Annotated in this window: 13 protein-coding genes; 8 read left to right on the top strand and 5 right to left on the bottom strand. The window is 61.7% G+C overall.

The annotated features are described in order from the left end of the window. Positions 1–125 precede the first annotated feature (125 nt). From ABEG21_RS20665 to pbpC, 8 genes are all read left to right on the top strand, one after another. Entirely contained in the window at positions 126–1,163 is a 1,038-nt protein-coding gene (locus ABEG21_RS20665; RefSeq protein ID WP_347557297.1) for a methyl-accepting chemotaxis protein, read from the top strand. A 435-nt stretch (positions 1,164–1,598) separates the two neighbouring features. Continuing rightward, a complete protein-coding gene (locus ABEG21_RS20660) occupies positions 1,599–2,957 on the top strand; it encodes an LLM class flavin-dependent oxidoreductase (RefSeq protein WP_347557296.1) in 1,359 nt (452 codons plus the stop codon). A 118-nt stretch (positions 2,958–3,075) separates the two neighbouring features. Beyond that, the gene (locus ABEG21_RS20655; protein WP_347557295.1) at positions 3,076–4,179 is read left to right on the top strand and encodes an ABC transporter substrate-binding protein; all 1,104 of its coding nucleotides are present in this window, start codon (positions 3,076–3,078) and stop codon (positions 4,177–4,179) included. An 89-nt stretch (positions 4,180–4,268) separates the two neighbouring features. Continuing rightward, the gene (locus tag ABEG21_RS20650) at positions 4,269–5,090 is read left to right on the top strand and encodes an ABC transporter permease (RefSeq protein WP_347557294.1); all 822 of its coding nucleotides are present in this window, start codon (positions 4,269–4,271) and stop codon (positions 5,088–5,090) included. Between the two features lie 78 nt (positions 5,091–5,168). After that, the gene (locus ABEG21_RS20645; RefSeq protein WP_347557293.1) at positions 5,169–6,020 is read left to right on the top strand and encodes an ABC transporter permease; all 852 of its coding nucleotides are present in this window, start codon (positions 5,169–5,171) and stop codon (positions 6,018–6,020) included. 98 nt (positions 6,021–6,118) lie between these two features. Beyond that, complete coding sequence (locus ABEG21_RS20640) at positions 6,119–6,961, top strand: ABC transporter ATP-binding protein (RefSeq protein WP_347557291.1); 843 nt, start codon at positions 6,119–6,121, stop codon at positions 6,959–6,961. A 297-nt stretch (positions 6,962–7,258) separates the two neighbouring features. Further along, the gene (locus ABEG21_RS20635; protein WP_347557290.1) at positions 7,259–13,645 is read left to right on the top strand and encodes an MG2 domain-containing protein; all 6,387 of its coding nucleotides are present in this window, start codon (positions 7,259–7,261) and stop codon (positions 13,643–13,645) included. Beyond that, positions 13,642–16,098 carry a penicillin-binding protein 1C gene (gene pbpC / locus ABEG21_RS20630; protein ID WP_347557288.1) on the top strand — a complete coding sequence of 819 codons (2,457 nt, stop codon included), beginning with the start codon at positions 13,642–13,644 and terminating at the stop codon, positions 16,096–16,098. The genes ABEG21_RS20635 and pbpC overlap by 4 nt, the downstream gene beginning before the upstream one ends. A 23-nt stretch (positions 16,099–16,121) precedes the next feature. Here the strand turns inward: pbpC and ABEG21_RS20625 are convergent, their stop codons facing one another. The 5 genes from ABEG21_RS20625 to ABEG21_RS20605 form a co-directional block, all read right to left on the bottom strand. Then, a complete protein-coding gene (locus tag ABEG21_RS20625) occupies positions 16,122–16,901 on the bottom strand; it encodes an SDR family oxidoreductase (RefSeq protein WP_347557287.1) in 780 nt (259 codons plus the stop codon). 187 nt (positions 16,902–17,088) lie between these two features. Then, complete coding sequence (locus ABEG21_RS20620) at positions 17,089–17,847, bottom strand: SDR family NAD(P)-dependent oxidoreductase (RefSeq protein WP_347557286.1); 759 nt, start codon at positions 17,845–17,847, stop codon at positions 17,089–17,091. 126 nt (positions 17,848–17,973) lie between these two features. Continuing rightward, positions 17,974–18,846, bottom strand: coding sequence for an IclR family transcriptional regulator (locus tag ABEG21_RS20615; protein ID WP_347557285.1), 873 nt, complete (start codon positions 18,844–18,846; stop codon positions 17,974–17,976). 151 nt (positions 18,847–18,997) lie between these two features. Continuing rightward, complete coding sequence (locus ABEG21_RS20610; RefSeq protein ID WP_347557284.1) at positions 18,998–19,822, bottom strand: sugar phosphate isomerase/epimerase; 825 nt, start codon at positions 19,820–19,822, stop codon at positions 18,998–19,000. A gap of 57 nt (positions 19,823–19,879) precedes the next feature. Beyond that, the gene (locus ABEG21_RS20605) at positions 19,880–21,697 is read right to left on the bottom strand and encodes an FAD-dependent oxidoreductase (RefSeq protein WP_347557283.1); all 1,818 of its coding nucleotides are present in this window, start codon (positions 21,695–21,697) and stop codon (positions 19,880–19,882) included. Between the last annotated feature and the right edge of the window lie 2 nt (positions 21,698–21,699).

The following is a 21,699-nucleotide window of genomic DNA, read 5'->3' as shown; positions in this document are numbered from 1 at the left end:
TAGGCTATAAGCTAGCAACCCGTTAAACATCGCATGCCCTTCCCGCACCTTGATATTTTAGTCGACATATCAGGGCGTCTGTCTTATGCGGGGTTTATTCTTTCAATTAGTAAGAGTTCATCATTATGTCCAATCCGCGCGAAATCGTCGATCTCACGTATGAAGTCCGCAAACTGGCCAATGCGAAAATCTCCGATATCAACGAAATCAATCGAGAAACGACGTTCCTTGCCTTGAACGCGTTGATCGAAGCGGCCCGCGCGGGCGATGCCGGAAGGGGCTTCGCGGTCGTGGCCAATCAAGTCAAGCACGTCTCCTCGCGAATCGGGCAAGTGACCACGGCGCTGAACAAAGAACTGGCGGGTTCGTTGGCGCAATTGACGTCGCTGGGCGATAGCATGATCGGCAAACTCGACAACCACGCGGGGCAACGTTGCGCTGATCTGGCTTTAAATATGATCGATATCGTCGATCGCAATCTTTACGAGCGATCGTGCGACGTACGTTGGTGGGCAACCGACGCTTCGGTCGTTAGCTGCGCAGCGGCACCGGACGATGCCTCGCAGCAGTTTGCATCGCGGCGCCTGTCCGTGATCCTGGATAGCTACACTGTCTATCTGGACCTATGGGTCACCGACCTATCGGGCCGTGTCTTGGCAAACGGCCGCTGGCGTGATTACAAGGTCATCGGCCAGAACGTGGCCGACATGGATGTATTCAAGCGTGCCATCGGTACGGCAACCGGCGCCGACTATGTCGCGGGCGACATTCAGACGATGCCGCTATTGCGCAATGCGCCTGTCGGCACTTACGCCACGGCGATTCGCGAGAATGGCGACAATACGGGAAAGCCGATCGGCGCGTTGCTGATCTTCTTCGACTGGGCGCCCCAGGCAAAGGCGGTTGTCAATAGCGTGCGCCTGAGCGACGAGGAATGGAAGCGCACCCGCTGCATGATCGTCGATTCGAAATCGCACGTGATTGCAAGTTCGGACGAGCATTCCAAATTGGGCGATCGTTTCATCCTGCAACACGAGGGTAAATCGGCTGGTTTTTACCGCGCATCCGGAGGCGATACGGTGTCCTTCGCCCTCACCCCCGGTTACGAAAGCTACACCGGACTAGGTTGGTACGGCGTGATCGAGCAGAAACCCGCACCCTAGTCGAATCGCGGCTAGCCTGACGGTAAGCGCCCGACAGCGGCCCAGCACGCGCAACCTTAAAGCGGAATAAGTAACGCATCCTTTGTAGGAAGTCTGTAACACAGGCAAACGACGCTCCGGCATTGCACGTGCGTCGTCCCCTTTAACCTCCGCACGCCATTGTCCCCTGTACCACATATCATGTGGTACAGACCAAACGGCACACCGCACAAGGCATCCCCGCCTTCCCTGACGCGCATCGGCGCCGCGCGACATCGCGATCGGCAACGACGCGGCACGGCATTCAGCGCCTGGCAGATAAGCAAACGCGAATAGATTAGTTGGGATTCGGAGTCGCGTTTCGCACAATCGACCTGTCGCTGTCGCAATCGGAAAGAAGGATTGCGAAGCGTCCGCGCAACGCATTCCATCACCAATGGTTAAAGGGGAAGCACCTTGGGCAATGCATCGACCGCAGCAAACAAGCGCCAAATCAAGCTCGGTGCGTTCCTGATGGAAACCGGACATCATATCGCTGCCTGGCGCCATCCGGATGCCCTTGCGTCCGGCGGACTGGATTTCTCGCATTACGCCGAATTGGCTGCCATTGCAGAGCGGGCAAAATTCGATGCGGTGTTTTTTGCCGATAACGTCGGCATCAATGAAAGCAACGTCAATGTGCTGTCTCGTACCGCCCGCGCCGATCATTTCGAGCCGCTGACGCTACTCTCGGCGCTCGCCGTCGTCACCAAGCAGATCGGCTTGATCGCTACCGTTTCCACATCATTCAATGAACCCTTCAATGTGGCGCGGAAATTTGCATCATTGGATCATTTGAGTGGCGGACGTTCCGGCTGGAATATGGTGACATCCAGTACGGAACTCGAAGCGCAGAATTTCAATCTCGAAAAACACACCGCTCATGCCACCCGCTATGAGCGAGCGCGAGAATTCCATCAGGTTGTGACCGGCTTATGGGATAGCTGGGACGAAGATGCTTTTCTCCGCGATAAAGAAAGTGGTCGATATTTCGCATCGGACAAGTTACATGTATTGAACCATCATGGAAAACATTTCCAGGTTCGCGGGCCCCTGAATGTCGCGCGTTCGCCTCAGGGTTCGCCGGTTGTCGTTCAGGCGGGCGCGTCGGAGGCGGGTCGTCAACTGGCCGCGGAGACCGCAGAGGTCATCTTCGTGGCGCATCAAACGTTCGAGGAAGCGCAAGCCTTCTATCGCGACATCAAAGGTCGGATGACGCGTTTCGGCCGCGATCCGGATCATCTGAAAGTCATGCCAGGTATCTTTCCAGTTGTCGGTCGAACACAGGAAGAGGCCGAAGAGAAATTCGACACGCTGCAGAATCTCGTGCATCCCGAGGTCGGGCTGGCTTTGCTCTCGAAGATGAGCGGTGTCGACTTGTCGCGTTTCCCTGTAGATGGCCTGGTCCCGGAACTTCCGGAAACGAATGGCGGAAAGAGCCGCCAGCAACTGTTACTGGACCTCGCGCGAAGAGACAATCTGACGATTCGGCAATTGTATCTCCGCATCGCCGGCGCGCGCGGCCATCAACAGGTGGTCGGCACACCCAAAAGTATCGCCGATCAACTTCAGCAATGGTTCGAAGAAGACGGTGCCGACGGTTTCAACATCATGTCGCCCTGGCTGCCAGGCGGGCTGACCGATTTCGTCGAGTCGGTCGTCCCAGAACTACAACGTCGCGGCCTGTTCCGTTCCGAATATACATCGAACACGTTGCGCGGCAATCTTGGACTCCCCTATCCGGCGAACCGTTACGAACAGCGACACGTTGCCTGAACCGCTAGCGCTACGCGGCACCGACGGTTATCGGCCCATTCCGCACTATCAAAGCGCTTCCCACAGTTCTTTTACCTGTGCCGGCGCCTGCGCCTTCCTTGCCAACTCTCCCGTTTTTATGAAGCCATTTTCCGTCTTACGTCGCGCCATGCAGTCTTCCGCCACGCGCGGCTTATCACTTGCCTTGCTCGCCACGGCGCTATTTCATAACGTCGATGCTGCCGCCGCCGATCCGCTCGTCGTACGAATCGGCGTGGCGACGCAGGGATATGGCGACCCGCCCACGTTTGGCGGATCGCCCGATGCGACCGCACAAATCCAGCATCGATACGAAGATGCGTTGAAGGCTCAAGGCGTGCAGGTCAAATGGTTCTTCTTCAAGGGCGCGGGTCCAGCCGTCAACGAGGCACTGGCGAACCACCAACTCGACTTCGCCGACCAGGGCGACCTCCCTGCGGTGCTAGGCCGTGCGAACGGCATTCAAAGCCATATCATCGCCGCAAACGGCGTACGCACCGGCATCTATCTGGCAGTGCCTGCCGGCTCCAGCATCAAGCGCATTCAGGATTTGAAGGGTAAGAACGTCGCGCTATTCCGTGGTACCAATCTCCAATTGGTCGCGGATAACGTCCTGAAGGCCAATGGCCTGAGTGAGCACGATCTGCACATCTTGAATCTGGATACCGCCGCGGCGCAAGCCGCGCTGGTATCGAAGGGCGTGGATGCCGCCTTCCTCGATTTCTCGCTGTTCAAGTTGCAACGCCAAGGTCTCGTCAAGATCATCTATTCATCCCGCGATGCGGGGCCGCAATACACACGCCAGTCGCATTTGCTGGTCTTGCCCGAATTCGAGCAAGCCCATCCCGACATCGTGCAAGCGGTGGTAACCGCCTTTGTTCAAGCGGCCCAGTGGTCGTCCGACGAAAAGAATCGCGCTGCGCTGTTCTCGCTGTGGGCGAAAAGCGGGACACCGGTCGAGTCCTGGGAAGACGAGTTCCATGGACAGCAATTGAAGGAACGCGAGTCGCCTTTGATCGACCCGTTCTACATTGCGCGTTACCAGAAAGTTGCAGACGAAGCGCTCGCCTTGCACTTGATTCGTACGCCCGTGAAGGTGGATGGTTGGTTCGAGACAAAATACATCGACCATACCTTGCAAACGCTGGGCCTGCAAAAGACGTGGCAACCGTACGATGCCGACGGGAAGGTCGCGCCGAATTAATGCCCGGCTTGGACGTTTGTTCGGACGGTAGGCACGCGATTCGAACAGGCGTCGCGTGCCGGTTTTTCTCTTAAATGGAGGTAGTCGCGATGGCGAATAATGCTGCTCGAGGGGTATTGTCGATACCGTTGACCTCGGCGTCCGAACCTCGCTCGGCGCGCTCCCCGGTCGGACTCGCCTGGTTGCTGGCGCCGTGGGTGCTGCCCCTGATCGCCGTCGTGCTATGGGGTCTGGGTGCGCGTTACGGGTGGATTTCCCCGCAGATCTTGCCGCCGCCGGCACAGGTGTTCGCCACGCTCCACGATCTGGCTGTCAGCGGCGATCTGTGGAGCAATGTCAGCGCCAGCCTCATGCGGATCGCCGTCGGCTTTGCAATCGGCGTCGTCGGTGGTGTGTTGCTCGGCGCGGTGCTGGGACTCTCGCGGACAGCGGAGGCCTATATCTTGCCGACGTTCAATGCCATCGTCCAAGTGCCGGTGCTCGGTTGGCTGCCCTTCCTGATGCTGCTGGTCGGGATCGGCGAGCCATTGAAATATATCCTGCTCGCCCACGCGGCCCTCGTCCCCGTGACGTTAAGCACATTGCAAGGTTTTCGGGAAACGCCGAAAGGATTGATCGAGGTGTCCCGTGCATTTCGGCTGACCCGCTGGCAAACGATCGTATCGGTGATCTTGCCTTCGGCGCTTCCCATTATCGGGACCGGCGTGCGCCTGGCATTTACGAAGGCCTGGCTGGCGCTGGTTGTCGTCGAACTGCTGGCATCGTCTTCGGGATTGGGCTACTTAGTCGGCTATGGGCGCCAACTGTTTCAACTGGATCTCGTTCTGGCCTCGGTCTTGATCATTGCGGCGATCGGCTATACCGCGGATCTCCTGCTGACCGTGCTCGAAGCCGCATTGCAACGCGGTTGACGTGACGCATGCGATGCGCCCGCAAGCGGTCGGATCGCATCGTTACGCGTGCTATACCATAATGGAGGTCATGGCGTCATGGCGTCACAAACAGATACCGCAACAGGCGCAACAGGCTTGGCATTGTCCACGCCGTCGCAATCGGGCTCGCTCGGCACCCTATCCCGGAAAAAACCCACCCCCCGCCTGCGCGGCGCGTGGCGCGCATGGGTGCTCCCCCTCCTTATTGTTGCCGTCTGGTTCGTCGCAGTGCCGGATTCGCCCACGCCCCATGGGATCTGGGTGTCGCCGGAGCAAGTCTGGCGCACCGGCGTCGAGCAGATTCGCTCGGGGTCGCTGGCGCATGCGGTTGCGGCTTCACTGACACGCGAGTTCACCGGCTTTGCCATCGGTACCGCCCTCGGGCTGCTGTTGGGCGTCGTGCTCGGCATCTCGAAATGGGCCGACCGCCTGATCTCGCCCTCCTTCAATGCGTTCAAGCAAGTATCGCTGTTTGCCTGGATTCCCTTGATATCGGTATGGTTCGGCTTGGGCGATACGGCAAAGGTCGTGTTCCTGTCGCTTGCCGCCTTGGTGCCGATCGTCGTGCATACCGCCGACGGCATTCGTGCCGTTCCGGCCACGCAGCGCGAGGTCGCCCAAGTCTTCCGCTATCGACCATGGCAGACCGTCGTGTTTATCGTGCTCCCTAGCGCATCGTCGTCGATTTTCACCGGACTGTATCTCGCGCTGATCTATTCCTGGCTCGCCACACTGGGTGCCGAATACCTGCTCGTCGCCGGCGCCGGCATCGGCAATCTTCTGGTGGATGGCAGCGAACAATTTCGAATGGATTTCGTATTGTTCGGCGTATTGGTCGTCGGCTTTATCGGTGCCTTGCTGAATGCACTCGCCCGCTTCCTGCAACGGCGCTTCGGCGGACGCGCCTGACGGCGATCCCGCCACGCCATTGACGCCATCCGTTCTCGTCGCCTTGGTGCAGTACGCCGTCAACCCTTCACTTCCGTTTATTCCCTGGAGCGCACACCATGTCATCGACACCGTCCACTATTCAGCCTGGACCGTCCACGTCTGCTTCGCCGAAGACGGCGGTGAGCGCGACGCACGCGTCGCTACCGGACCCTGCCTTACTGACGATCTCGCATGTCTCAAAACGTTTCGATGCACATGCCACGCAACCGGTATTGCAAAACGTCGATTTGACCGTCAAGGAAGGCGAATTCGTCGCGATTGTCGGGGCGAGCGGTTGCGGAAAATCGACCTTGCTGCGCTTGGTTGCCGGACTGGATACGCAATATGACGGCACGATCAGTTTCGATGGCGCATCGGTGCGCGACACGTCGCTGGAACGCGGCATCGTGTTTCAGGACCATCGACTCTTTCCCTGGCTAACCGTCGAGCAGAATATCGCGGTCGCCTTGCGAAATGCCGGATTATCGCCAAACGCCAAACAGCAGGCGGTCAACGAGCACATCGCCCTGGTGGGGTTGCAAGGGTATGCAAAACATTTCCCGAACCAGTTATCCGGCGGTATGGCACAGCGCGTCGCGATCGCGCGCGGACTGGTGAACCGGCCAAAGCTCTTGCTGCTCGACGAGCCTTTCGGCGCCCTCGACGCCTTGACGCGGGCACGCATGCAGCAGGAACTTCAGCGTATCTGGGACGTCGAGAAAATCACGATGGTGCTGGTGACGCATGACGTCGACGAAGCGGTTTTTCTGGCCGATCGCATCGTCGTGATGAAACCGCACCCAGGACATATCGCCCGCATCGTCGATATCCCCTTGCCGCGCCCCCGTCATCGCACCGATCCGCGGGTTGGCCAGCTCCGCGACGATATCCTGGCGGACTTCAGCGAAACCGATCACTAAACATCGTCATGTTCTTAAAACCGCGCGCCGCTGGCCCGGCACGCCCACATGCCGCCTGCCGCCATGCCGCGCCCGTGAGCTACGAAAACCCCCGCCCCTGACGCGAAGTCAACGCGCCCGGCATCTCCTTACAAATCCAAAATATCGTGACTAAGATGTAAGGCAGACGATATTATTGCGACAGGTTCGCGATAAAGATCGGTATCGATAAGTCCAGGCACGGCACGCACCGCTGAATCGCCAAGAAGCTCCAAAAAAATAAACGCTTGCCAACACCTTGGTCAACGATTCAGCGATATGAAACGGATTTTTCGTGCCTTGGGCGTCGCCCTGCGCAACGCGCCGGACACTGCAGTCACCGTCGCTCCGGGCGCCGTCCTTATCCGGCGCGCACGCGGCACCGCGGTTTCCGGGATCGCCTTTCTGCGGATCGCGATGCTGGCTTTCCTCGCAACGATCCTGCTACCTCAAGCGCAAGCTGCACGCGTCCTGACGCTGTCGCCGCAGGGAACGGTCAGCCAGGTGCGACAGGTCGTCGTCACCTTTGATGAGCCAATGGTCCGCTTCGGGGACGCAGCGGCGCCGGCCCCTGCGCAGCTCAGCTGTGAGTCGATCGACGCCCCGCCGAAGGGCCAAGGACATTGGCGCGACGCCAAGACCTGGCTCTACGATTTCGCCCAGGACCTGCCCGCGAGCACGCGCTGCGCCGTCACGCTCAATGCCGACATGCATGCGGTGTCGGGCACGGCCTTCAGCGGCACGACGCAATATCGCTTCCACACCGGGGGGCCGTATCCGCTCAGCGTGCTCCCATACGATGGCGCCGAAATCGAAGAAGCGCAACTATTCGTACTGCGCCTGACCGGCGCGGTCGATCCGCGTTCGGCCCTGGACAATGTCTGGTGCGAGGCGAGTGGCATCGGTAATCGCATTCCGGTACACGCTGCCAATCCGGCCGCGAGAAAAGCCTTGCTCGCCCATTTCAAGCTCGAAAAGGAAGCGGCCCGGGTGTTGACGCTCGGGTGCGCGCAGGCCTTGCCCGCCTCGGCGAAAGTACAGCTCGTGTATGGGGCGGGCGTCGCCGGCTCGAATGGCGTGCGTAACGAATCCGAGAAGCGTTTCGACTTCACCGTCCGCGCACCGTTCGCTGCCACATTTTCGTGTGAACGCGAGAATGCCAGCGCGCCATGTACGCCGCTGAGTCCGCTACGAATCGATTTCAACGCGCCCATCACGCGGGTACAGGCCGAGGCGATTCGCCTCCGTACGCCAAGCGGCGAGATTAGCCCGTCGTTCAAGCCGGATGATCACGATACAGAACTCGCGTCGGTGAATTTCGCGACGCCGTTGCCGATCGACGCGCCGCTGACGCTCACGCTGCCTGCCGGTCTGCGCGACGTATCGGGACGCGCACTGACCAACGCGGATCTGTTCCCACTGGCCACGCGCACCGCCGTCCTGCCGCCGCTGGCCAAATTCTCGTCGGGCTTGTTTGGCATCGTCGAACGGTTCGCCGAACCGGGCATGCCGGCCATTGTCCCCGTCACGCTGCGGCGTATCGAAATAGCGTCGCCTCGCGATGCAAACGCCACGACGCCAGGCAACGCCGCCAAGGACGGCGCGACGAACAACGCGAACGGCGCGCAAGGTGCTCGCTTGGGCATCCTGCGTATCGACGACGATACCGCGATCCGTCAATGGATGCGTCTGGTCGAGCAATTCGAAAACGGCACCATGATAGTCCAGACGATCGATCGCATTCGCCCAGGCCTACTTGGCGCTGCGGGCCAGCATCCGGTCTATCCCCCGCTCGCGGAAGGCGAGCGCGCACCGAAGCCGCAAGAACGCAGCATCGACGTCCGCTCGCTGTCATTGCTCGCCGGGAACGCCCGCGCAGAGGCTTTGACCGTTCCGACGCCCGACGAAGACAAAGCGGGGACGCCCCGCCCCTTCGAAGTGGTGGGTATCCCCGTGCAGAAGCCCGGGTTCTATGTGATGGAGCTGGCGTCCGCGTCGCTCGGTCGATCATTGCTCGCCGAACCGAAAGCCATGTATGTCCGCACCGCGGTGCTCGTCACCAATCTCGGCGTGCACTTCAAGCAAGGGCGTGACAATAGCCTGGTCTGGGTGACCTCGCTCGACAAGGGAGCACCGGTCGCGAACGCCCAGGTGCGCGTGTCGGACTGCAATGGCGACCTGCTCGCGACCGGCGTGACCGACACGCAAGGCCTCTATAAAATCGATGCCGCGCTCATCGAAAAGCGCGAATGCAACGACGATACCGGATTCCAAGGTCTATTCGTATCGGCGCGCGTCGACGATCCGACGTCTGGGCCGGACATGGCCTTTGTCAAATCGGACTGGAACCAAGGCATCGACTCCTGGCGCTTCGATGTGCCCACCGATATGGGACGCGCGCCAACCGTGCAAGCACACGCGGTCTTCGACCGAACGCTGTTGCGCGTCGGCGAGACCGTGTCGATGAAATTTTTCATTCGTCGGGAAACGCTGACCGGCCTCGACTTTCCCACCGCCTACCCGGCGCGTGCCGTCATCACGCATGTCGGTAGTGGCGCGACGTTCCGTCTGCCATTGACGTGGAACGACGCCCATACATCGGATACGCAGTTCGATATTCCGAAAGGCGCGAAGCTCGGCGAATATTCGGTCGCGCTAGAATCGGGCGACGAAAATGCGCCCAGCCAACGGTACGATACGGGCGGCTTCCGTGTCGAAGCCTTCCGCTTGCCGGTCTTCAAGGGCTCGATCGCGGTGCGGGACGAAAAGGCGCATCCGCTGATCGGCGCCAAGGACGTGCCGCTCGCCATTCAGATCGATTACACCGCCGGGGGCGGCGCGGCGGCATTGCCGGTGCAGGTGTCGGCGATGACACGATCCACCATAGCGCCGTTTACCGATCGCTATCCCGGTTTCTCGTTTGTGCCATACCGTCCCGGACAAGACAATCACGGCGACGACGACAGCGCGAGTGGCGACGTCGGGAGCGACGGTGACGACAGTCATAGCGGCGCCACGCCGGCGAACGCGGATCCCGATGCGCCGCGCCTGCTCGCCGATAAATTGCCATTGACGCTCGATCGCACCGGCGCGGGGACGATCACGCTCAAGGGTCTGGCGCCGGCCGACGCACCGCGTCAACTGTCGCTCGAAGCGCGCTTCGCCGATCCGAACGGCGAGATACAGACGTTGCGCGGCAACACGATCTTATGGCCTGCCGCTGTCGCCGTCGGCATCCGCACCGCGGGTTGGATCGCCGTCGGGCAGAAATTGCCGTTGGATATCGTCGCGGTGGATCTGCAGGGCAAACCGCGCGCGTCGGTGTCGATCGAAGTAAAGGGCGTATCGCGCACGACAACGTCCACGCGTAAACGCATGGTCGGCGGCTTCTATGCCTACGACAACCACGACGAAACGCAAGACCTGGGCGTCCTGTGCAAGGGCGCGAGCGATGCGCAAGGCCGCTTGCATTGCGATGCCGCCCTGACACATACCGGCAATGTGCAGCTCATCGCCATCGCCAAAGACAGCGACGGCCATGCCACCAATGCGGCAGCCTCCGTATGGGTCGCTCATGAAGACGAGCTCTGGTTCGGTGGCGACAATACCGATCGGATCGACGTCATTCCGGAACAACGCGATTACGCGCCAGGCGACACGGCGCGCTTCCAGGTGCGCATGCCCTTTCGGGAAGCGCGTGCCCTGGTGGCCGTCGAACGCGCCGGCGTCATGGAAACCCACGTCGTCACGCTCGGAGGCAAGCAACCGACTATCGCGCTGAAGGTAGGCGATGATTGGGGGCCGAACGTCTATGTGTCGATCCTCGCCATTCGCGGCCGTCTCCACGACGTGCCGTGGTATTCCTTTTTTACATGGGGCTGGAAGTCGCCAGTGCGATGGGCCAAGTCCTTCCTTGGAGAGGGCCGCGAATACCGGCCGCCATCGACGCTCGTCGATCTGTCGAAGCCCGCCTTCCGCTATGGCCTCGCGGAGATCCGCGTCGGCACGCGCGCGCACCGCCTCGACGTCGCCGTATCGAGCGACGCCGCGCGCTATCCCGTTCGTGGCAAAGCCCGGGTGAGCGTGCGTGTGACGCTGCCGGACGGCAAGCCCGCACCGGCTGGCACCCGTATCGCATTAGCCGCGGTGGACGAGGCATTGCTCGAACTGATGCCGAACCGGAGCTGGAATCTCCTCGACGCAATGCTGCAACGACGCGCCTATGGCGTCGAAACAGCGACCGCGCAGATGGAGGTGGTCGGTCGGCGCCACTTCGGCAGAAAAGCGGTGCCCGCCGGCGGTGGCGGCGGCAGCGCACCAACGCGCGAGCTGTTCGACACCCTCCTCCTCTGGTCGCCGGATGTGGTACTCGATGCCAGCGGGAGCGCCGTCGTGACCGTGCCACTCAACGATTCGCTGACGCGCTTTCGCGTGGTCGCGATTGCCGCAGTCGGGGCAGATCGCTTCGGCACCGGCAGCACGTCCTTTGTCGCCACGCAGGACCTGCAACTGATCTCCGGGCTGCCGCCGGTGGTACGGGTTGGGGATCGCTATCGCGCGCAGTTCACGGTCCGCAATACGACGGAGCGGCCGATGACGGTATTGGTCACGCCGCGACCCGACGGCGCACTCGGCGCCGCGCTGATGGCCGCCAATGCCTCCGGTGGCTCCGCTGCCTCCGATGCGGGCATCGCACCCCGGACCGTCAAGCTGGCGCCAGGGGCGGCGCAGGAAGTTGCCTGGATGCTGACGGTGCCGCCGCTCGCCGAGCGCTTGCCAGGGGATGCGACAGCGCTCAACGAGGCGGACGTCTTGCGCTGGCATGTCGAGGCGCAGGAACGGCGGGATGGCGCACAGGCAGCGAAGCAATCGACGACGGCGCCACCGCCGCTTGCCGCCGATAACCTCAATGTCACCGAGGACGTGCTCCCCGCCGTGCCGGTCACGGTGCAGCAAGCGATGCTGACGCAGGTGGACGGCAGCGTGTCCGTGCCGATCGGCGCGCCCGGCGGCGCGCTCGCGGATGCGAACGACACCGGGACCTCGACTGTCCGCGGCGGCATCGCGGTATCGCTACGCGCGACGCTCGCCGACGGACTGCCGGGCGTGACACGTTGGTTCCGGCGCTATCCGTACGACTGCCTCGAACAGCAATCGTCGCAGGCGATCGGATTACGCGACCTCGCACAATGGCAGGCGGTAGAAGCACGTATGCCGTCCTATTTCGATGCCGACGGGCTACCGACCTATTTCCCGCCTTCGGACGATGCCGGCGCACACGGGAGTCCGACCTTGGCCGCCTATCTGCTGGTGCTGGCAGACGAGGCGCGTCGACTCGATCCGCGCTTCGCTTTGCCCGACGACCTTCGCGCGAATCTCGTCGGCGGTCTGGTCGCCTATGTCGCAGGACGGATCTCCCGCGATACGTGGGCACCGCGCGAGGACCGCGATCTGCGCAAACTAGCGGCAATCGAGGCGCTGTCGCGCTATGGCGCAGCGCGCGCATCGATGCTCGACAGCGTGACGCTGACCCCGGACCGCTGGCCGACATCGGCCGTTTTGGACTACGCGGCGATCCTGTCGCGTCTGCAGGACATGCCGCAACGGGATGCGAAACGCGCAGCCGTCGATCAGATCCTGCGCGCACGGCTGACCTGGCAAGGCACGCAGTTGGTGTTCTCGACAGCCGCGGGCGACGACCTCTGGTGGCTAATGACCGGCAGCGAAACCAATGCCGCGAGGATGTTGCTCGGCGTCCTCGACGACGATGCCTGGCAGGACACATTGCCGCGCATCGCCACCGGCTTGTTGGCGATGCAGCGCAACGGCGCGTGGTCGACGACGACCGCCAATGCCTTGGGATCGCTCGCCATCGCGCGCTTCTCGCAAAAATTCGAGAAGACCCCGGTCAACGGGGCCACGATCGTTTCCCTGGGCGGCGACGATCGGACGCTCGGATGGCCTACCGGCGAAAGCAAGGGAACGTTGGCGACCCTTCTGCCTTGGCCTGCGGGTAAAGCGACGAAAGCGACGGTACCGATCAGACCTGCCGACGCCGCGCCGCGCAACCTGCCATCGCTGGCCGCATCGGCGAGCGCTCCCGCTGGCGCAGACGTCGGCACGGGCGGATTGCGTATCGTTCAGCAAGGCAGCGGCAAGCCGTGGGCGACGATCGAAAGCCTGGCGGCGGTCCCGGTGACCACGCCCTTTGCGGCAGGGTATCGAATCAAGAAAACGATCACGGCGATATCGCCGGCCATCAAGGGACGCTACACGCGCGGCGATATCTTGCGCGTACGCGTGGAGATCGACGCGGACAGCCCGATGACGTGGGTCGTCGTGAACGATCCGGTGCCCGCCGGCGCGACGATTCTCGGCTCCGGCCTCGGGCGCGACTCCGACATTGCGACACAAGGCGAAGGACAAGGCGCAAACGACGACACCTGGCCCGACTTCATCGAGCGTGGCTTCGATGGCTATCGCGCCTACTTCAGCTATCTGCCGAAGGGGCATTTCTCCGTCGACTACACGGTGCGGCTGAACAACGTCGGCACATTCGGCCTGCCACCGACGCGCGTCGAAGCGCTCTATGCCCCCTCGGTCTATGGCATCGCACCGAATGCGCCGGTCACCGTTGCTCCCCTCTCCGACGCCGAGCCCTCATGACACGTCAGGGCCTGGCTTCGGCAGTGATGCTGGCGTGCGTGCTGGGCGCGGTGCCGGTGCGCGCGATGGCGCTGCCGACTTTTGATGCCGTGCGCGAAACATGGCGCAGTGCCGATTGGATATTGCTCGCGCGCGACGGTACGCCGCTGCAACGGACACGCGTGGATTTCACCGCGCGACGCGGCGACTGGGTGGCGCTCGCTGACGTATCGCCTGCATTGCTGCAGGCGATTCTCGTCTCCGAGGACCGTCGCTTCTACGAACACAGCGGGGTGGATTGGCGCGGCGCCGTTGGGGCCGCCTGGGCCAATCTGTGGAACACGCGCACGCGCGGCGCGTCCACCGTGACGATGCAGCTCGCCGGCCTGCTCGATGGTCAGCGCGATGGTCCACGCGACGACGGACGACGCCCTTCGGGCCGACGCTCTTGGTCCGGCAAGGCCGATCAGGCGTGGGAAGCGTTGCAACTGGAACGCGGTTGGCGTAAAGATCAGATCCTCGAGGCGTATCTCAATTTACTGCCGTTCCGCGGCGAAATCATCGGCTTGGACGGCTTGTCGCGGACGCTGTTCGGCAAGGCCGCCTCAGGACTCGATGCGCCAGAAGCCGCCATCGCTGCCGCCTTGGTCCGCGCGCCGAACGCCGCGCCCGCCCGCGTCCGCACGCGGGCCTGCAGCATCTTGAAAGACATGGATGCCGATGCCGATTGTGCGGTCCTCGATGGCAATGCGGCGCTGGCAACCCGGGGTGTGACGCAGGTGTCGCGTGTCGCCGCCGACGACGGCACGGGTGTCGCGGGGCGGAACACCAACCCTGGCCTGGCCCCCCATTTCGCCCGCCGCATCGCCACCGAGGTGCATCCTGTCGCCGGTGCACGCGTGCGTTCCACGCTGGACGCCCCATTGCAGCGCTTCGCGCGCGACATGTTACAGCGTGCCCTGACCGAATTGAACGGGCCCAGGCAAAACCGCAATGTGGCGGACGGCGCCGTGCTGGTCATCGACAATGCCAGCGGCGAGGTACGCGCTTGGGTCGGCTCCTCGGGTGTGTTGTCGGCGGCCCCCGACGTCGATGCGGTGACGGCCCTGCGTCAGGCTGGTTCGACGCTGAAGCCGTTTCTTTATGCGCAGGCGATCGACGAGGGTCGCCTGAACGCGGCCTCCTTGCTCGACGATGCACCACTCGATCTCGCTGCCGGCGGCGGACTGTATATCCCTCAAAACTACGACAAGCACTTCAAGGGATGGGTCAGCGTCCGCAGCGCACTGGCAAGTTCGCTGAACGTGCCGGCTGTGCGCACGCTGGTACTCGTCACGCCAAACCGATTTGCAAACACCTTGAAAGGGCTGGGCCTGCCGCTGACCGAGGAAGGGGATTTCTACGGTTATAGCCTGGCGCTCGGCAGTGCCGACGTGTCGCTGCTGACGCTGACGAACGCTTATCGTGCCCTGGCGAACGGCGGACGCGTCAGCACGGTGCGAGATCAACCGCCGGCCCTGAATACGTCCTCGAACACGGCCATGCAGCGCGCCGAGACGGCGGCGCGCGGGCCCGTCCCTAACGCGAAGGTGTCGGCATCGGGTGTGTCGAACGAAGCGCCAGGAAAACGGATATTCAGTCCGGCAGCGACGTATATCGTCACCGATATCCTCGCCGACAATAACGCACGCGTGCGGACCTTCGGGCTCGACAGCGTCTTGAACACGCGTGGATTTTCCGCGGTCAAGACGGGCACCAGCAAGGACATGCGCGACAACTGGGCGGTCGGCTTCACCTCGCGCTACACCATCGGGGTCTGGGTGGGGAACGCCAACGGATCCGCCATGTGGAATGTGTCCGGCGTCACTGGCGCCGCGCCCGTGTGGGCTGCGCTCGTCGCCTACCTGGAACGTCGTGGGACCAGTATTGCGCCGAAAGCGCCAGCCGACGTCGAACACCGCTGGATCACCTATGCCCCTGGTATCGAACCGTCTCGCAACGAGTGGTTTGTACGCGGAACCGGCGTGGATACGATTCGATTGTCGGCTGCGGCCCTTGCCGATACGGCGGGTCACTCGATGCCGGGCGGAACGCGTCATACGTCGATCGAGGTCGGCAGTGCGCGCGATGCGGGCGCGTCGCCCCCACCGCCAAGCGCCGGTGCGAGCGCCCCGCTGCTCATTTCGGCTCCGCCTGACGGCACGATATTCGCACTCGATCCCGATATTCCTCCGCTGAACCAACGCATCTGGTTCGAACAAGGCAATGCGGCGGCTGCGCGCGCGACGTGGCGACTCGACGGCCGCGTGATCGGTCGCGGATCACGCCTCGCCTGGTCGCCGTGGCCGGGACGCCATCGCCTGGAGCTGCTGGATGCGCGGGGACGCGTGGCCGACACGATCGCGTTCGAGGTCCGAGGCGCATTTGCCAGGACACCGCAAGCGTCGGTTTCATCGATCGGGCAAACGCGTTGAAAGGTGTAAAGCGCCGGGTCGGCTTACATCACAGGCGACATATTGCCGTCGATATTGATCGAGGTGCCTGTGACATAACTCGCCAGATCGGATGCGAGAAAGCATGCCACATTAGCGAATTCTTCGGCGCTTCCTATCCGCCCGAGCGGGACGTTGTCGCCCATCTTGGCCAGGAACGCGGCGTAGTCGCTTTCGCCGGATTTCTCGAATTTACGCGCACACTGATCGCTTTCGATCAGCCCGACATGCAATGCGTTCACCAAGATGTTATGCGGCGCGCCCTCGCCCGCCAGTACCTTCGTCAATGCCATTCCCGCCGCACGGGAGACCGACGTCGGGGCCGACGCGGCCTTGGGCGCCTTTGCGCCGATATTTAGCACATTGATGACGCGCCCCCAGCGTCGCGCCTGCATCTGCGGCCATGCCAGACGGGTCAGACGAATCGCCGCAAACAGCTTCAAATCGAGGTCGGCCTGCCAGATGGCGTCGGTCACCGAAAGAAAGTCCCCCGTCTGCGAAGCCCCCGCGTTATTCACCACGATATCGACACGCCCGAAGGTCCGCATCACGTCGTCGTACGTTTTCGAGATGGCATCGGCCTGCATCACGTCGCACGAAAAGGTCTCGACACGCCCTTTCCCCAATCCCGACAGCGCCTGCTTCGCCTCCGCGAGGACACCCGGATCGCGCGCGACCAAGGCGACATCGGCACCGCACGCCACCAGTCGCGCACCGATGGCACGGCCGATTCCTTTGCTTCCCCCCGTGATGATCGCGACGCGACCGTTCAGCTCCACTTGCATATCTGTCTCCCGAATAAGGTGTAGCAGCCTGGCCATCCACGATCGCTCCGATGCGCACATCGGTTCGACTGTGATTGATTATAGGTTGCGACACCGTCTCCCGTGTCGGCGCGTGTTCTCGCTGTGTGGCACCGAAAGCCGAACGTTGAAAGCTGGAGCAAAGAGCTAAGAGCTGGAGCAATCTCGCTTAATACGTCGCGCGTCCGCCGGTGATATCGAACGTAAAGCCGGTCGTGAAACTGCAATCCGGACTGGCGATCCAAGCCGCCATTGCGGCCACTTCATCGATCTTCACAAAACGGCCCATGGGAATCTTCGCTTTGATAGAAGCAATGAACTCGGGCGTCATTTGTTTCATCAGATCGGTTTCGGCCATCGTTGGGGCGATGCAATTTATCGTAATGCCGGTGGTGGCTAATTCCTTCGCGATGGACTTCGTCAATGCGATGACCCCGCCTTTCGCCGCCGCATAGGCGCTGTTTCCCGGATTCCCTTCCTTCCCGGATATAGAGGCGATATTGACGATCCGTCCATATCCGCGCGCAGTCATATGGGGAATAAGCGCACGACAGCAATGAAATACGCCGTTCAAATTGATATCGAGCACCCGTTGCCATTGATCGACAGGATAGTCGGCAGCCGGGTAAATCGGACCGTTGATACCGGCGTTGTTCACCAACACTTCGACGCTTTCCACCTGCCGACTCAGCGCCTCGAATGCCTGCATCACCGATGCGAGATCGGCGACATTCACCTTCTGCTGCAGCAGTGGCGTAAAGCCCCGATCCGCGCTGTGATCCTCGTCAAAACTGATATCCCATAACACAAGTTCAAAACCGTCTTGTGCCAAGCGCCGCGCGATGCCGTCTCCAAGCCCGCGTGCGCCACCGGTCACGATCGCGACCCTGCGTTTTTTGCTTTGTGCGTCCACCTTGTCTTCCTCCATACGATTTCGAAGATCCCGGGGGAGACGCACCTTTTAGACCGAAGCCATGCCAAGTCCGAAAAACCGGAACAATTATTTATTTTGGAATTATGTTCCGATTTTCTAGTTGGCGCTAGTGCAACGCGTTCAGATGATTCGCGGGCGCCCCCGCTTGCGGACCGCGACTGGCGTCGTCAGCACGGAGGCAGAGAGCGTCTCCTCGTTTGACTCGACGGCAACGCTGCGGTCGAAATAGGGTGAGCTGACCGCTGCAGCGCTCATATTGCTGGCGGCTTCGAGCAAGGCCGGCACCAACTCCTTGACACGCGCATCGGGCAGACGACTCGTCGGCCCGGCCAGACTGACGATCCCGACGGTGATATGGCTCACCGGATGTTTGATCGGCGCAGCGATGGCCGTCATTCCCGCCTCATAAGTATCGGACGCATAGCCGTAACCGGCTTTACGCGCACGTGTCAGATCGCTTAAAAACTGCTGGATGGTCTTCGGCGCCTTGGGCGTTCCGGATACGCCCTTGCCGATACCGCCTTGGCGCGAGACGAGCGCCAGCGCATCCTCATCGCTCAGCGTCGATAGCCAGGCTTGGCCGCTGGCCGTGCAATGCAAGGGAGGCTGGCTCCCCATGTCCGGGTCATAACGCAATCCGGACTTCGCACCTTGCGACTTACCGACAAACGTAATCTGACTTCCCTCTACGATGCCCAGGCGCGCGAGTTCCCCGGAGACCTCGGCGAGCTTATCCAGGATCGGCCGAGAAATATCGATCACGCCGGCCGTCGACAGCCAGATCAAGCCCAGCGAGACCATTTTCAAGGAGAGCAGATATTCTCCGCGGGGGTCTTGCCGCACATAGCCCTCGTCCCGGAGCTCGGACAGCACGCGATGCGTTGCACTCCGGGGGATGTCCAACGTATCCGCGATGGCGGCCAATTGCATGCTGTCGCCCTGGCGGGCCAGCAGTTCGATGATCGACATCGCGCGCTCGAGATTGCCTGCCATAGCTGCTTCCTGTCGTTTTCGATGCCAAATGAAAACATAATTCCACCTTGGAATTCAAGTACAACACTCGGCATAAGGGCAATCCTAGCGAAGCCCCTCGGCGGCAGGCGCGAAACGCGTACGAGAACAGCATGGCCCGGCTCGGCACGATCTAATACACTTGCGCCAACAGTTTCCGCGTCGCGTCATACAAACGCGTGGCGCGTTCGAGCGCATCGGCCGTCTTGGCCCATTCGACCATCGGCACCTCCAGACCGATCGGGATCGTCGGCGGCAGCGCCCGCAATATTCCCGCGAGGTCGAGCCCGCCCTCACCCGGAATCATTCGCTCAGCGCGTGCCTGAAATAATATCGTCTCAAGATCGTCCGGCCGCGCCGCTGGTGCATCGCATAGTTGCAGGTAGTGAAAGTAATCGGCAGGCAGGGCTGCCAGATCGTCCAGTGTCGATCCGGCGCGATCGAAGTGAATCGGATCGACGATCAAGCCCGTGTTCTTAGTCTTCGACGCTGCCACGATCCGGCCGCCCTGGCTGACGCTTTTCACATCGGTCCATGGCATCGGCTCGATGCACGGGCGAATGCCGTATTGGCCCGCCAGCTCCGCCACCTGCGCCAAGTGATCGGCTGTGCGGGACGCATCGGGATCATTACCCGCAACCAGCGCGAACTGCGCACCGAACAACGCACCGGCAGCAAAAAACGATTCGAAGTCGGCGACATGCGTTTCGGGCTTTAATCGCAAGATCTCGATATCCAATACGCCAATGTCGTTATCGCGCACGCGCGCCAAGGTCTCGCGTCGCAAGGGCGTATCGGCGATAAAATGGTGATGCACTTCGGTATCGGTGGCTGGCGCCAGTCGCAAGCCCACATATTGATAGCCCGCCTTTGCCGCACAATCCACCATCTGCGGCGGCGTCAACTCCAGCACGGTCAATGCAGAAAGAGACAATGGGCGTTGCGTATTCGACGTCATGATGGTCCTCGTCAAGTATCGAGAGGCGATCCGCCTGCGCGGAGAGCCATAAGTGTTTCAGTAACTGGCTTCGACTTCCGGCATGCTCTGCGCACGTCGCGTCGACTGTCGCGGAAGGTCCTCATCGGCGGACGATATCAGCCCCGCCGCATGCCGTGCGGCGATATAGCCGAATGTCATTGCCGGCCCCAAGTTGATGCCCCCCGACGGATAAAACCCGCCGAAGATGCTCACCATGTCGGCGCCGGCGGCATACAGTCCCGAAATAGGCGCGTCTGCCTGATCGAGCACTTGCGCATGGCGATTGGTTTTCAATCCGGCGAACGTGCCAAAACTCCCGGGCAACACCTTGACGGCGTAAAACGGGCCGTTTTCGATAGGCGCAATGCAGGGGTTCTTTCCGGGATGCAGTGGATCGCCGTTCTTTCGGTTATACGGCGTGCTCCCGCGTCCCCATAAAGGGTCCTCGCCCTGGCGCGCATATTCGTTGTATTCGGCCACGGTCGCCACCAGTGCCTCCGATGCGATCCCGCACGCTTCGGCAAGCGCCCGAATGGAATCGCCCCGTTTCAGATAGCCGTTTTTCAGCAATGACCTGACCGACACCGGAAAGGGCTTGGCAAATCCCAACCCGTATCGACGCTGGAAGGTGTGATCGCAGATCAACCACGATGCTACCTCCTCTCCCGCCGGCGCCGCGGCAACCATGGCAGCGCCATAATCGTAATAACCGTCGGCTTCGTTGACGAAACGTTTGCCGGTCGACAGCACCCCGATCACCCCGGGTTTGCCGCGATCGATAATGTGCGGGAAATGCCCGATACTGCCATCCGAGTGCAACACTTTTGAGACAGGAGCCCAGGCCGCAGCCGAGGCAACGTCGGTTTGAAAGTGCGCGCCGACGGCTTCGCCCAGGGTAATGCCGTCCCCCGAACACGCCGCGGGCGGCAAGGCCAAATGCTCCAAGCCGGTGGGCGTACGGGGGAACAGCGCTTTTCGTCGATCGATATCGTTCGGGAATCCGCCGGTCGCCAACATGACGCCTTTCGACGCCTGTATCTCGATATTGCCGCGTGGCGACGACACGATCGCGCCCCGAACACCGTTGCCGGCAAGCAATAAGCGTTGGGCCGGCGCCGACTCGATCAAGGTGACACCAAGGTCCACGGCCGATTTCGCCAGCCGGGCGGTCAAGGCCACCCCATTGACCAATTGCATCGCGCGTCCATGCACGGCCAAGTCGAGCAGATGACGGGAAAATCGCTTGCTCACATGCAGAAACGCCTTGAACGAACGCGTCATACCGAGAAAGGCGGCGAGATCGCTACCGGCCATGATAGGCATGCCCATAAACGCGGTTTCGCGCATCGTTCTGCGCAAGCGTCGCAGCAGCGGGCCGGCGTCACGCCCGTCGTAAGGTGCCGCGATGACCTGATGGCCCTGCGTCGCAGCACCGGGCACACGGCCATGGACATCCGGGATGCCATTCCCTTCGGCAAATTGCAGGGACGTATTCTTCTCGAAAAACGCCACCATCGGACCGGCATTGTCCAGAAAGGCATCAATACGCGCCGCGTCGTAGCGGCCTTGCAATTCGTTTTTGAGATATTCCCGAGGCTGCTTCGGATCCTCTTCGATGCCGGCACGTTTGGCGAGCGGATTGCCCGGTACCCACATCCAGCCACCCGACCAAGATGTGGCGCCGCCGAATACGCGCTCCTTTTCCACGACGATGACTTTCAAGCCATGCCACGCAGCCGTCACCGCGGCGGAAAGCCCTGCCGCGCCGGAACCGATTACCAGCAGGTCGCATTCCATACGATGCGAACCGCTCACTGCACCGTCGGCAGCGTTCGTTCGTGATGTTTTATCCATCA

Source organism: Robbsia sp. KACC 23696 (genome assembly GCF_039852015.1).
Taxonomy (GTDB): domain Bacteria; phylum Pseudomonadota; class Gammaproteobacteria; order Burkholderiales; family Burkholderiaceae; genus Robbsia.
The sequence above is the reverse complement of the archived record's forward strand: the minus strand, read 5'-3'. Positions and strand labels throughout refer to the sequence as shown.

Coding starts and splice junctions, on each gene's coding strand:
- ABEG21_RS20665 (WP_347557297.1), top strand. CDS start 126: ATGTCCAATCCGCGCGAAATCGTCGATCTCACGTATGAAGTCCGCAAA.
- ABEG21_RS20655 (WP_347557295.1), top strand. CDS start 3,076: ATGAAGCCATTTTCCGTCTTACGTCGCGCCATGCAGTCTTCCGCCACG.
- ABEG21_RS20650 (WP_347557294.1), top strand. CDS start 4,269: ATGGCGAATAATGCTGCTCGAGGGGTATTGTCGATACCGTTGACCTCG.
- ABEG21_RS20645 (WP_347557293.1), top strand. CDS start 5,169: ATGGCGTCACAAACAGATACCGCAACAGGCGCAACAGGCTTGGCATTG.
- ABEG21_RS20640 (WP_347557291.1), top strand. CDS start 6,119: ATGTCATCGACACCGTCCACTATTCAGCCTGGACCGTCCACGTCTGCT.
- ABEG21_RS20635 (WP_347557290.1), top strand. CDS start 7,259: ATGAAACGGATTTTTCGTGCCTTGGGCGTCGCCCTGCGCAACGCGCCG.
- pbpC (WP_347557288.1), top strand. CDS start 13,642: ATGACACGTCAGGGCCTGGCTTCGGCAGTGATGCTGGCGTGCGTGCTG.
- ABEG21_RS20625 (WP_347557287.1), bottom strand. CDS start 16,901: ATGCAAGTGGAGCTGAACGGTCGCGTCGCGATCATCACGGGGGGAAGC.
- ABEG21_RS20620 (WP_347557286.1), bottom strand. CDS start 17,847: ATGGAGGAAGACAAGGTGGACGCACAAAGCAAAAAACGCAGGGTCGCG.
- ABEG21_RS20615 (WP_347557285.1), bottom strand. CDS start 18,846: ATGGCAGGCAATCTCGAGCGCGCGATGTCGATCATCGAACTGCTGGCC.
- ABEG21_RS20610 (WP_347557284.1), bottom strand. CDS start 19,822: ATGACGTCGAATACGCAACGCCCATTGTCTCTTTCTGCATTGACCGTG.
- ABEG21_RS20605 (WP_347557283.1), bottom strand. CDS start 21,697: ATGGATAAAACATCACGAACGAACGCTGCCGACGGTGCAGTGAGCGGT.